10 protein-coding genes are annotated in these 12,299 nt (G+C 68.5%); 6 read left to right on the plus strand and 4 right to left on the minus strand.

All coding sequences use genetic code 11. The annotated features are described in order from the left end of the window. The first annotated feature begins 321 nt into the window (after window positions 1-321). From AC50YA_RS05290 to AC50YA_RS05310, 5 genes are all read left to right on the plus strand, one after another. Window positions 322-1,359, plus strand: a complete 1,038-nt coding sequence (locus tag AC50YA_RS05290) for a universal stress protein (RefSeq protein WP_494981297.1) — start codon at window positions 322-324, stop codon at window positions 1,357-1,359. Window positions 1,360-1,389: 30 nt separating this feature from the next. Continuing rightward, complete coding sequence (locus AC50YA_RS05295; RefSeq protein ID WP_494981298.1) at window positions 1,390-4,083, plus strand: PEP/pyruvate-binding domain-containing protein; 2,694 nt, start codon at window positions 1,390-1,392, stop codon at window positions 4,081-4,083. 97 nt (window positions 4,084-4,180) lie between these two features. Beyond that, entirely contained in the window at window positions 4,181-5,560 is a 1,380-nt protein-coding gene (locus AC50YA_RS05300; protein ID WP_494981299.1) for a LolA family protein, read from the plus strand. Then, entirely contained in the window at window positions 5,557-6,555 is a 999-nt protein-coding gene (locus AC50YA_RS05305) for an ABC transporter ATP-binding protein (protein ID WP_494981300.1), read from the plus strand. Before AC50YA_RS05300 ends, AC50YA_RS05305 begins: the two co-directional genes overlap by 4 nt. Window positions 6,556-6,685: 130 nt before the next feature. Next, window positions 6,686-7,492, plus strand: coding sequence for an ABC transporter permease (locus tag AC50YA_RS05310; RefSeq protein ID WP_494981369.1), 807 nt, complete (start codon window positions 6,686-6,688; stop codon window positions 7,490-7,492). 91 nt (window positions 7,493-7,583) lie between these two features. On the opposite strand, the gene AC50YA_RS05315 is transcribed toward AC50YA_RS05310, so the two are convergent. From AC50YA_RS05315 to AC50YA_RS05325, 3 genes are all read right to left on the minus strand, one after another. Continuing rightward, window positions 7,584-8,975, minus strand: a complete 1,392-nt coding sequence (locus AC50YA_RS05315; protein ID WP_494981301.1) for a C40 family peptidase — start codon at window positions 8,973-8,975, stop codon at window positions 7,584-7,586. A gap of 210 nt (window positions 8,976-9,185) precedes the next feature. Then, entirely contained in the window at window positions 9,186-10,106 is a 921-nt protein-coding gene (locus tag AC50YA_RS05320; protein WP_494981302.1) for a cation diffusion facilitator family transporter, read from the minus strand. Between the two features lie 10 nt (window positions 10,107-10,116). Further along, window positions 10,117-10,545 (minus strand): metallopeptidase family protein, encoded by a 429-nt coding sequence (locus tag AC50YA_RS05325; protein ID WP_494981303.1) that lies wholly within the window; start codon window positions 10,543-10,545, stop codon window positions 10,117-10,119. Between the two features lie 73 nt (window positions 10,546-10,618). Between AC50YA_RS05325 and AC50YA_RS05330 the strand changes: the two genes are divergently transcribed. Next, window positions 10,619-11,248, plus strand: coding sequence for a class I SAM-dependent methyltransferase (locus AC50YA_RS05330; RefSeq protein WP_494981304.1), 630 nt, complete (start codon window positions 10,619-10,621; stop codon window positions 11,246-11,248). A 48-nt stretch (window positions 11,249-11,296) separates the two neighbouring features. Here AC50YA_RS05330 and AC50YA_RS05335 read toward each other — a convergent pair whose 3' ends face one another. Next, window positions 11,297-12,262: a DMT family transporter gene (locus AC50YA_RS05335; RefSeq protein WP_494981305.1), complete on the minus strand. Its 966-nt coding sequence runs from the start codon at window positions 12,260-12,262 to the stop codon at window positions 11,297-11,299. Between the last annotated feature and the right edge of the window lie 37 nt (window positions 12,263-12,299).

Consider the following 12,299-nt stretch of genomic DNA (forward strand, 5'->3'; position numbering starts at 1 on the left):
CCCGGGACGCTCCTTGAATTGGGCGTCGGCGGACCGGCAATGCCTCGAAGACTACAGAACATTCAGGGCCGTGGATAGCCCAAACACAAACATTCTTCTCCGCGATGAATACGCTTCCCGCTCCGTTCGCCGTGGGCTGTGGATAACCGGCCATCCAGCGGCCCGCGGCCGCTTGCTAAGTGTCCACGGACCGAGAATAGTGAGAAGCGGAAGCGGGGTTCTCCAGCCCGTCGGGGCCCACATCGCGGCCGGTGCGGGCGGAGGGCGCCGCGTCTGGCAGAATAGCCGCAACATAAGGCAGTATCGCGAGGAGGCGGCCCCATGGGCGCACATGAGTTGCATCCGGATCCGGAACAGGACAGGGCCGGAAATTCGGCGGCTCCGGTGGGGATTGTTGTGGGGGTGGATGGTTCCGACCACGGCCAGTGCGCTTTGGTGTGGGCAGCCCGGGAAGCCGAGCGCCGTCGTCGCCCGTTGCATATTGTCACCGCGTATTCAGTACCGATTTTTGCGGCGTCCGGGCTGGACGGCGGTTACGCCACCGTGGATGATTCAGTGATCCGCGAGGGTGCTGAAGCGATCGTCAAGCAGGCGCTGGACAAGGTTTCCGGCTACAACATCGAGGTTGACGGCTCCGTGGAGAACGGGGACGCCTCGGGCGTGCTCCTGGAAATGTCCGAGACAGCTGATCTGTTGGTGTTCGGCACCCGCGGCCGTGGTGGATTTGTGGGACGCCTGCTGGGCTCGGTGAGCAGCGCCCTGCCGGCACACGCCAAGTGCCCCACGGTCACGGTGCCGCTGGTGTGTTCGGACCGGCTGGGCGAAACCACCGAAGACAAGCGCATCAGGGCCGAGCAGGCCAAACCAGGGCACAAGCAAGTCGAGAACGTTGTAGTGGTGGGCGTGGACGGGTCCGAGCAGGCGCGGATCGCCGTGTTGGAGGCTGCAGACCAGGCTGAACGGCTCGGGGCAACCCTGCGAGTGATCTGTGCGGTGCCGCAGTTCAGCGGCTCGTTGGCCTGGGTTCCGGCCCCCATGGACCGCAAAGCCCTCTTCGATGACATCCGGATCCAACTTGACGCCGGGATGGCCTGGCTCAAGAGCCACTACCCGAAGCTTTCCGTGGAGTCGGAGCTGCTGGACGGCTCGGCAGTGGACGTCCTCGTGGAGGCCAGCCGGCACGTGGAACTCGTAGTGGTGGGCACCCGGGGCCGTGGCGGGTTCACCGGCATGCTCCTGGGCTCCACCTCCGGTGGCGTGCTGCACCACGCCAAGAGTCCGGTCCTGGTGGTTCCGGACCGCGACGATCCGCGGCTGGCGGACCGGGCGCAGTACGGACCGATCCCCGGCGCAGCCTGACCCAACACCTTCGCGGCAGGAGGCATTAATATGCCTGACACCAGCAGCCCGCCTCCCATCCTCGGATTGGCGGCGGTCAGGGCAACAATGGTTACCCTCGTGGGTGGCAAAGCGGCCAACCTGGGGGAGTTGCTCAGCGCTGGCCTGCCCGTGCCGGACGGCTTCTGCCTCACCACGGAGGCCTACCGCGAGGCCACCGCGGACAGCACGCTCGCCGAGGTCCACGCGGCTCTTCAGGCAACGCCCGACGGCGACCTCCCCGCCTTGGCCGCGCTGGCGTCCCGGGCACGGGGCATTATCCAAAACGCCCCGGTCCCCACCGAGGTGGCCGCCGCCGTCGAACAGGCCTACGCAGCCCTGGGCGACAACGTTCCAGTGGCCGTCAGGTCCTCGGCCACGGCTGAAGACCTCCCGTCGGCGAGCTTCGCCGGCCAGCAGGACACCTACCTCTATGTGGTGGGGGCCGCCGCCGTCGTGAAAGCCGTGCGTGACTGCTGGGCCTCGCTCTGGACGGACCGGGCCGTCAGCTACCGGGCAAGCCGGGGAATCGATCCGGCTGCGGTGGCGCTCGCCGTGGTGGTCCAGCGGATGGTGGATGCCACCGCCGCCGGTGTGCTCTTCACCGCCAACCCGCTGACGGGCCGCCGGCGCCAGGCCGTGATCGATGCCAGCCCAGGGCTGGGCGAGGCTGTGGTGTCCGGGGCGGTGAACCCGGACCATTTCGTCGTCGACCCGCTCACCGGACGGGTGCTGGAACGCCGGCTTGGGGACAAACGCATCGCGGTCCGGCCGATCCCCGGCGGCGGCACCCGGACGCTGGCGCTCAGCAATGGCGGGGCCGCGGCCTGCCTGACGGACAAGCAGGCCGCCGAGCTGGCGGCCCTGGGCCACCTGGTGGAGGGTCACTTCGGCTCGCCGCAGGACATTGAATGGGCCATCGCCGGCGACGGACGTCTCTGGCTGACCCAGTCGCGGCCCATCACCACGCTGTTCCCCGTCCCGCAGCGGGCCTCCGCCGGGGAGGGCACGCGCGTTTACCTTTGCTTCAGCCTGGCGCAGGGCCTGACCCGCCCCATCACGCCCATGGGCCTGTCAGCGTTCCGCCTCATTGCCTCCTCGGTGGCCCGCGCGGCGTATTTCGACGTGCCCGAGCCACGCAAGGGTCCGTCGCCCTATGCTGTGGCGGGCCAGCGAATCTACCTCGACCTGACAGCAGCAGCCCGCAGCACCACCGGCCGGCGGATTGTTCCCAAGGTCTTTGATGTGATGGAAGCGCGCTCGGCCACGGTGTTGCGCAAGGTGTTCGAGGACCCGCGGTTTTCCGTGACCCGCCGGACGCCGCTGGGCTTGCTGCGGCACGTTGTGCCGGCGGCGGTGCATGCGCGGGTGCCGGAGACGCTGCTCCGGGCCGTCTTCCGCCCGGACGCGGCTCTCCGCCGGACCAACCGGCGGGCGCGCGAGTTCGCCGACTCCCTCGAGCCGCCCGCCGGCCTCACCCCGCTGCAGCGGCTGGACCACGCAGAACACCTGCTCGGCACGCGCATTTTCTCAGTGGTTCCGTCCATCCTGCCCCTCCCGGCGCTGGGTTTCGCTGCGATGGCGCTCGTCGGAAAACTGCTGGGCGGCGGCCGGTGGGATGATCTGCAGGTGGTGCTCCGCGGGCTGCCGAACAACGTCACCACCGAGATGGATCTGGAGCTGTGGCGCCTCGCCCAGGTGATTAAGAACGACGGCGGTTCCCGCGCTGCGGTGACGGACCGGAAACCCGCCGCGCTGGCCGCGGAGTTCCGTGCGGGCCGAATGCCCGCCGTGCTGCAGTCCGGGCTGGCGCGGTTTTTGGGCCAGTACGGGCACCGTGCCGTGGCCGAGATCGACGTCGGCATGCCGCGCTGGTCCGATGACCCCACCCACATCCTTGGTGTCCTGGCCAACTACCTGCGGCTTGAGGGTTCCGCGCTGGCACCGGATGCCCAGTTCAGCAACGCCGCAGAAGAAGCCGAAACCTGCGTTGACCGCCTCGTCGGGGAGGCGCGGATTCGCGGCCGGCTGCGCGGGACGTTGGTCCGGGCGGCGCTGCGGCGGGCCAGACTTTTTGCCGGGTTGCGCGAACTGCCCAAATACCAGCTGGTAGTGGGCCTCGCCGAAGTGCGGAAACAACTGGCCTTGGCCGGTGCAGCGCTGGCCGCGGCCGGGGCGGTAGCCGAGGCTGATGACGTCTTCTTCCTCGATCTGGACGAAGCCAGGGCCGGTCTCAATTCCACAGCCGACCTCCGCGACCTGGTGGCGCAGCGGCGCTCAGACTACGCCCTGGAACTCGAACGGCGCCACGTACCCCGGGTGTTGCTGTCGGACGGCACGGAACCGGAAGCCGTACCATCCGGCGACGCTGCGGCGGCATCCACGGTGCCGGGGGCACTGACCGGCAGTCCGGCGTCGACCGGTGTTGTCACTGCGACTGCCCGCGTGATCCTCGACCCCGTGGGCGCGCACCTGGAACCGGGAGAAATCCTGGTGGCGCCGTCCACGGACCCCGGCTGGACACCGTTGTTCCTCACTGCGGGCGGACTCGTGATGGAGATGGGCGGCCCCAATTCCCACGGAGCCGTAGTGGCCCGGGAGTACGGCATCCCGGCGGTGGTGGGCGTCCCGGACGCCACGCTTCGGCTCTCCACCGGGCAGGAAATAACGGTCGACGGCGGCGCCGGTACCGTGGTGCCTTCGTAGCCGGAGAGCCCTCGGCATGACTTCCAGAAGAGACGTGTGCGCGGCGGTCACCAGGCGTAATCTGAAGTATGGGCTCCAAGGATGAAGCAGGGCTGGCATGAACCGCGCATGGCTGCGATGGGTGCCTGCCGCAGCTGTACCTGCAGTGATCGCCGCCAGCGTGCTGGTGGGATCCATTCCGGCGCGGGCCGGCGATCCGCTGCCACAAAAGTCTCCGGCTGAGGTCCTGACCCTCCTGGGCCAGCACAGCACCCGGTCATTCTCCGGAACAGTCGAGCAATCCGCCGAGCTCGGCCTGCCCGAACTGCCGGCAGCCGGTCCCACCTCCGGACCGGTGTCGGCTGGTGGAGCCGCCTCGATCCTGGAGTTCCTAACGGGTGAGCACACCGCCCGGATATTTATGGATGGGCCAACAAAGATGCGGGTCCAGGTGATGGACCGGCTGGCTGAACGGGACGTCATCCGGCGGGACGGCGACGTGTGGTTCTACAACTCCAAGGACAACAGCGCCGCCCACCTGGCCTTGCCGGCGTTCGCCAGCGACCTGCCGCTTCCGGTCCCTGAAGTTCCCGCTGTGCCCGGTCCGGAACTGCCGAGCCCGGAACTGCCGACGCCTGTCTTGCCGTTGCCCGTTCCGTCCATGCCCATCCTGCCCGGCAAGGACCTGCCCGGCCCACTTGAACTGCCGACACCCGAGGACCTGGCCCGGAAGTTCCTCGCCGTTGTGGACAGTTCCACCGAGGTGACGGTGGGTCCGGACGTCGAAGTTGCCGGCCGGTCCGCGTACAGCCTGGCACTGGCGCCGAGGACGCAGGGGACGCTGGTTGAGAAGGTCGCCATCGCGGTCGACGGCGAGACGGGAATGCCGTTGCGGGTATCGGTGATGGCACGCGGCCAGGCGGAACCGGCTTTTGAGGCTGGCTTCACCAGCCTGTCCTTGGCGGCCCCGGACGACTCGTTGTTTACTTTCGTTGCCCCGCCAGGCACCACGGTCAAGGAGCTGCAGGTACCACCGCTCCCGCTCCGGCCCGGCGTGCCGGCCCTGCCGCCCAGTCCCGGAGGGATTACTCCCGGCGTTGTCCCGGACGGGGGACCGGACCAGCCCGCCACGCCGGATCAGGTTCCCGCGCCGGATAAGCCCCCTGTGCCGGACCAGTCCGCCCCGCCGGACCAGTCCGCCCCGGACAAGATTCCCGGCAGCGACGCCAGCCTGCGGCACCCAGATGCACTCCAGCCAACGGTGACCGGCAAGGGCTGGGAAACCGTGATCGGGTTCCCCGCGGCGCCAGACGGCCAAGGGGCTGCCTTGACTGAATCCATACTGAAGGATCCGCTCCTGTCCCAGGCCGCCGTCGTCGTGCCCGGCGGACGGCTCCTGTCCACGGCACTGGTCAACGTCCTGCTGACCGACGACGGCAGGATCTTTGTCGGGATGGTCCCGGCGGAGCGGCTGCAGGCCGCCGCCGGCGCAGCGTGACCGGGGCCGGGGAGGGCTCCTGGAGCGGGACGGCCGGGCTGACCATCGAGACCCAAGGCCTGACCAAGCGCTTCGGCCACCAGCTGGCGGTCGACAAGGTGGCCCTCGCCGTGCCCCACGGTGCCGTGTTCGGATTCCTGGGCCCCAACGGTTCCGGCAAAACCACCACCATCCGGATGCTGCTGGGCCTTGCCGCGGCGTCGGCCGGAACCGTCAGCGTCCTGGGCCTGCCGATGCCTCAGCGCCTGCACGAGGTCCTGCCGCGGGTGGGCGCCCTGGTGGAGGGGCCGGCGTTTTATCCGTTCCTTTCCGGCACCGCCAACCTGCACCGGCTGGACGCCGCCAGCCGGCATGCGGCGCCCGCTACCCGGACCGCCCGCGTTGCTGCCGCGCTTGAGCGGGTGGGTCTCTCACACGCCGCCGGCAAGCGGGTCCACGCCTACTCCCTGGGCATGAAGCAGCGCCTGGGGATCGCCAACGCGCTGCTGTCGCCGCGGGAACTGCTGGTGCTCGATGAGCCCACCAATGGATTGGACCCGCAGGGAACGCGGGAAGTGCGGAGCCTGGTCCGGTCGCTGGCCGCCGACGGCGCCACCGTCTTCGTCTCCAGCCACCTTTTGGCAGAGGTGGAACAGATCTGCACGCACGCGGCCATCATGAGTGCCGGACGGCTGGTGGCCCAGGGGCCGCTGGCGGAGCTCCGCCAGGCAGGCGAGACACGGATCCGCCTGTTAACGCCCGACGTCGGGACGGCCAGTGAGGTCCTGCTGCGGTTGGGCATGTCCCCCGTGAGAAGCCCTGAGGCCGGAACGCCTGAACCGGACGGGGACGTGTTGACCGCCGTCGCGGCTGCGTCCCGGCTTGAGGCCCCGGAGGACATTGTGGCGGAGCTCGTGGCGGCAGGGGTGCGGGTGCGGGGCTTTTCCGTTGAACGCGAGAGCCTGGAGGAGCGCTTTGTTGCGCTGACGGGGGAGGGGTTCGACATTGCCCAATAGTGCTTCTGATGCCGGTAATGTTCCGGCAGCCGGGAGTTTGCCTGCAGCCAAAAGTGGTTCTGATGCCAGCCGTGCTTCAGGTGCCAGTGGTGTTTCAGATGCCAGTGGTGCCTCCAATGCTGCCTCGAGCCTGTCCCTGCTGGCGTCTGAGCTGAAGACGCTTTTCCGGCGCCGCCGGACAGCGGCCATGCTGGTGGCCCTCGCCGCGATACCGGTGCTGATCGCCGTCGCCGTCCGTTTCTCGTCAAGTGTTCCGCCCGGGAGGGGACCGGCCTTCCTGGACCGGATCAGCCAGAACGGGCTGTTTGTGGCGGTCACGGCGATGCTGGTCTCCGTGCCGCTGTTCCTCCCCCTGACCATTGGGGTGGTGGCGGGCGATACCATCGCCGGCGAAGCCAGCCTGGGCACCCTGCGGTACCTGCTGGTGGCGCCCGCCGGGCGGGTCCGCCTGCTGCTGGTGAAGTACGCCGGCGCGCTGGCGTTCTGCATTGCCGCGCCCGTCACGGTGGCTCTTGCCGGGGCAGCGATCGGAGCGTCGTTGTTTCCCGTCGGGCCGGTGACGCTCCTGTCCGGCGACGTCGTCCAGCCCCCTGAGGCCGCGCTGCGGCTGGTCCTCATTGCTGCGTATCTTGCGGTGTCCCTGGCCGGACTCTCGGCGATCGGCCTGTTCCTGTCCACCCTGACGGTGGTCCCGGTGGGCGCGATGGCCGCCACGGTGGTGCTGTCGGTGGTCTCCCAGGTGCTGGACCAGTTGCCGCAGTTGGAATGGCTGCACCCTTGGCTGTTTACGCACTACTGGTTCGGCTTCGCTGATGTCCTGCGGCAGCCGGTGCTGTGGGACTCTTTTGCCAGCAACGTGCTGCTGCAGGCGGGCTACGTGGCGGTGTTCGGGGCGCTCGCCTATGGCCGGTTTGTCACCAAGGACGTTCTGTCCTGAGCTTGGAAGTTCTGAGCTTTAATGTCCTGCGCTTTGACCCCTGGAGGCTTGAGCGCTGAGGCTGAAGTCCCGCACGGCAGCCCCGGCCGCGTCAGTAGCGGGCTGCGTAAGGGTGGAGCTGCATCCCGGCCATCCAGCTCAACTGGGTCACGCCGATGCCCTCGTCCGGGTTCAGGGCCTGCACTACCTGGCCGTTGCCCAGGTAGATGGCCACGTGATAGAAGCCCGGTGCTGAGCCCCAGACCAGCAGGTCGCCGCGCTGTGCCTGGGAGATCGGCACGTGGACGGGGGCTGCTGCGTATTGCTGCGCAGCGGTGCGCGGCAGGTACTTGCCCGCGGCGGCGAAGGCCGTTTGCACGAGGCCGGAGCAGTCGAAGCCGTTCGGGCCGGTGCCACCGTATTGGTAGAAGTACGGCGACCCTACCTTTGACATCGCCACGGAGATGGCTGTCTCGTTGGAGCCGCCCGGCGACGGGGCCGGGGCAGGCGCGGGTGCTGGTGCGGGCGCTGGGGCCGGGGCAGGCGCGGGTGCGGGGACGGGAGCCGGGGCAGGCGCTGGCGCTGGGGCTGGCGCGGGAGCAGGTGCAGGGGCCGGTGCGGCCGGCAGGTTCCCGCCGGCGGCCGGTCCGGCGGCAGGCCGGTCTGCTGCTTGCCTCGCCGCGGCCCGGTCAGCAGACGCAGTCAGTTCGGCGAGCCTGGCCTCCTCGTGCTGGCGGTCCAAGGCGTCAATGCGAGCTGATTCTAGGGCCACTGTAGTGTTCCGCAGCTGTGCGAGTTGGTCCACGAGGATTGTCCGCTGCGCCGCGGCTTCGGCTACGGCCTTGGCCTGGGTGGCGTTGGCTTGTTCGGCCTCTTCCTTACGGGCTTCAGCCTTTTGGGCGGCGTCGTCAGCGGCCCGGTTGGTATCGTCGGCGGCGGCCGTCAGGGACTGCGCTGCGGACGCTGCGGATGCGGCGGATTCGAAGGCACGGCTCCGGCTGGCCGAAATGGCTTCCAGCGTCGCGGCCTGGTGCAAGGCTTCGGCGTTGCCGCTGACGAACGTGCCCAGCGTAGGGCTCAGCCCGCCGTTGCGGTAGAGGTTACCGGCGAGCTGGCCTACCTGCGTCCGGGTCCTGTCCTGCTCGTGCGTCGCGGCGGTGGCCTTGGCCGTGGCCACTTCCGCCGCCGTCCTGCGGTCCTGCAGTTCCACCAGGGCTTCGCCGTAGGCGTTGTTGGCCTGCAGCGACAAGGCAAACGTGGTTTGCTGGGCGCGGGTGGCGTCTGCGAGGAGGCGTTCGATGATGGCGACCTGATCCGCCGTCGCGCGTTCACTCGCCTTGGCTGTGGCGATGTCCTCCGGGGTGGGAAGCTCCGGCGACGCCGGGCGCTGGACAGCCGGAGACTGCTGCAGCGGCGCTGCCTGGGCGGGGAGGGTCATGGTGCCGAAAAGTACGACGGCGGTGCACAGCACGGCGGCCTTCAGGCCGGATCCGGTCAAACCCATTCGCAGAACCTCGCACACAGTAAGGCTGGGGGAGCGAGGTCTGGTGGCGGCACAAGGAGCCCCTCTGCTGATCTCCCAGCAGTCCGAGGCTACGTGAGCAGGTGCACTTTGGCAACACTGGTCACATCAATAACATAAACAACAAGAGTGCGATTCCGGCACATCTGGTCCGGCGTGTCGGGCCGAGTCCGTGCGGACTCGGCCCGACGATCAGGCGTGCTGGCGCGATTCGTGCTCCGAGTGGCTGGCGGGCTCCAGCTGGAAAGTGCAGTGCTCGGTGTCAAAGTGGGAGCCCAGGCAGGTGGTGAGCTTGTCGAGGAGCTGGTCGGCGCCGCGGGCATTAAGGACGCCGTCCTCCACCACCACGTGGGCCGAAAATACCGGCACGCCGGACGTGATCGTCCAGATGTGGATGTCATGGACGTCCACCACGCCGTCAACGCTGAGAATGTGCTCGCGGATCATCTGCACCTCCACGCCTTTGGGGGTCGCCTCCAGCAGGACGTCCACCACATCGCGCAGCAGGCTCCAGGCCCTCGGCAGGATCATCAGGGCGATGAGCACGGAGGCGATCGTATCTGCGGCCTGGTATCCGGTGAACATGATGACCAGGGCAGCAACGATGACGGCGACTGAGCCCAGCAGGTCGCCCAGCACTTCAAGGTAGGCGCCGCGGACATTCAGGCTGTCCTGGTGTGCGCCGCGCAGGATCAGCAGCGAGACCAGGTTGGCTACCGCGCCCAGGATGGCGGCGAAGAGCATGATGTCGGTGTGGACCTCGGGCGCGGAGCCGATCCGTCGGATGGCCTCGGTGAAGATGACCACCGAGATGACAATCAGGATCAGCGCGTTGGCCAGGGCGGCCAGGACCTCGGCACGCTGGTAGCCGTAGGTCCGCTGGTCGCTCGCCGGGCGTCCCGCAATCCAGGCAGCCAGAAGTGCGATGGTCACGCCTGCCGCGTCGGAGAGCATGTGGCCGGCGTCCGCCAGCAGGGCCAATGATCCGGACAGGGCAGCGCCCACCAACTGGACCACCACCACCGCCAAGGTGATGGCGAGGACGGCGATGAGCCGTTTGCGGTGCCGGCCTGTCGCCGTGATCCCGTGTGTGTGGCTGTGGTCGTGTCCCATGCCTACAAGGCTAGTCCCAGCCGAGCTCGTGCAGCCGCCGGTCGTCGATGCCGAAGTGGTGGGCGATCTCGTGGACCACCGTCACAGCCACTTCCTGGATCGCCTCGTCGCGGGACCCGCAGATGTCCAGGATGGGCTGGCGGAAAATGGTGATCCGGTCCGGCAGCGAACCGGCATCCCACCATGAATCCCGCTCCGTCAAGGGAACACCCTCGTAAAGGCCCAGCAGAACGGTGTCCGGATCCTCGCCCGGGCCGGGCACGTAGTCGTCCTCGACAAACACCGCCACGTTGTCCATGGCCGCCGCAAGCTTGGCGGGGATCAGGCCCAGGGCATCCGTGACGGCGGCCTCGAAATCGTCAGCGGACATCTCAAACGGACGCGGCTCTTGCAGGCCGTCCGGGATGATGGGCAGACCGGGCGGCAGGTTGGCGGGCATAAGCAGACTCTAGTCCGCAGCCGGGTTGGCGCGCATACTGGAACCCGTCCCTGACCGCCCAGTGAGGAGCCGGATGTCCGTCCGCCATTTTCTTTTTGCTGCCACCTACGACACGTTGTCGGCCTCTGTGGAGCGCCGGGAGCTCGCTCCTCGCCGTGCGCGGCTGCTTTCCGGGCTGACAGGAACAGTAGTGGACGTCGGCGCAGGCACCGGGGCCAACGTGCGGCACTTCCGCCACGCTGAGCGGGTGATCCTCGTGGAGCCGGACCGCTACATGCGGGCCAGATTGGGCTCCCGACTCGGGGAGTCATCGGTTCCGGTGGAGATTTCCGACGCCGACGCGGAGCACCTGCCGCTGCCGGACGGCGCAGCGGACGCCGTCGTGTTCACCCTGGTTCTGTGCTCGGTGCCGGATCAGCGGCTTGCCCTGTTGGAGGCCCGCAGGGTGCTCAAACCTGGCGGGACCCTCGCGGTGCTGGAACATGTCCGCGGACAGGGCCGGGCCGCCCGCTGGCAGGACAGGCTGGACGGTTTTTGGGGCCGTTGCGTGGCGCCCGGGTGCCACCTCAACCGGAACACGGTGGCATCCATCCGCGAAGCCGGGTTCGAATTCACGGAAGTCAGCAGGTTGGAGGCCCCGGCGGTTGCCCTGGCCACGCCGATCATCGCGGGGACGGCAGTGCCGCGGCCGACGGTTCGCTGAGCTCAGCCCAGCGCGGCCTTCACCACCAGCTCGACTGAATGAAGCCCCTTACCGGGACCTGCGGCGCGTCAGGCCAACACCCACCAGGCAGACCAGCCCACCCACGAGGCCCAGCACGGCGGGGACTTCGCTGAGGAGCAGCCAGGAGATCAGGATGGTGGTGCCCGGCACCAGGTATGTGGTGGCCGCCAGTTTTCCGGCGTCAATCAGGGACAGTGCGTACGCCCAGGTGGTGAAGGCGATGGCGGTGGGGAAGATGCCCAGATACACCAGGCCCAGGGTCGCCGGCAGCGGTGCCGACTGCAGCTCGGACACCAGCTGGCCACTGAAGGGAAGGCAGCAGACAGCCCCCACCATGATGCCGAACCAGGTGGCCTGGCCCGCCGGGAACTTCCGCAACACCGGCTTCTGGATGATGACGCTGACGGCGGCGAGCACAGCGGCGAGGAGGCAGAGCAGCACGCCCGCCATATCCGCCGTCGAACGTTCCCCGGAACCTGAGCCCGATCCGAGCGCGATCAGTGCAACTCCGCTGAACGCCACCAGGCTCCCGATAATCAGCCAGCGCGGGAAGCCCTCCTTGAGGAAGAATCCGGCCATGATGGCAACCAGGATGGGGTTGACGTTGATCAGCAAGGCGGCGGTCCCGGCGTCCAGCAGGTGTTCTGCCGCGTTCAGGGCCACGTTGTAGCCGCCGAACCACATCACGCCGTACCCCAGGATGGGCCACCATTCGCGGCCCCGCGGCAACAGCTTGCTTTTGGCCAGTTGCGGGAGCACCAGTGCGCCGAGCACGACGGCGGCAACCGCCAGCCTGCCCAGGGTCAGGGAGCCGGGGGAGAAGGTGGGGCCGATGGCCCGGATCCCCACGAATGCCGAGGCCCAGAGCACCACGGTGACCACCACGGCAGCGACGCCTAGGGCGTTGGAACGGCCAGGCGGTGGGCGAAGCGCCGTAGATGTTGCTGCGCGGGAAGCCGATGTTGCTGCCCTGGCGGGGGTGTTTGAAACCATGCTGCCAATCTATCCCCGCGGCAACGCCGGCAGCCGG

The organism is Pseudarthrobacter sp. RHLT3-21 (assembly GCF_059383495.1).

Bases quoted from the DNA above. Each gene is read 5' to 3' on its own strand.
- AC50YA_RS05290 (WP_494981297.1), top strand. From the start codon at position 322: ATGGGCGCACATGAGTTGCATCCGGATCCGGAACAGGACAGGGCCGGA.
- AC50YA_RS05295 (WP_494981298.1), top strand. From the start codon at position 1,390: ATGCCTGACACCAGCAGCCCGCCTCCCATCCTCGGATTGGCGGCGGTC.
- AC50YA_RS05300 (WP_494981299.1), top strand. From the start codon at position 4,181: ATGAACCGCGCATGGCTGCGATGGGTGCCTGCCGCAGCTGTACCTGCA.
- AC50YA_RS05315 (WP_494981301.1), bottom strand. From the start codon at position 8,975: ATGGGTTTGACCGGATCCGGCCTGAAGGCCGCCGTGCTGTGCACCGCC.
- AC50YA_RS05320 (WP_494981302.1), bottom strand. From the start codon at position 10,106: ATGGGACACGACCACAGCCACACACACGGGATCACGGCGACAGGCCGG.
- AC50YA_RS05325 (WP_494981303.1), bottom strand. From the start codon at position 10,545: ATGCCCGCCAACCTGCCGCCCGGTCTGCCCATCATCCCGGACGGCCTG.
- AC50YA_RS05330 (WP_494981304.1), top strand. From the start codon at position 10,619: ATGTCCGTCCGCCATTTTCTTTTTGCTGCCACCTACGACACGTTGTCG.
- AC50YA_RS05335 (WP_494981305.1), bottom strand. From the start codon at position 12,262: ATGGTTTCAAACACCCCCGCCAGGGCAGCAACATCGGCTTCCCGCGCA.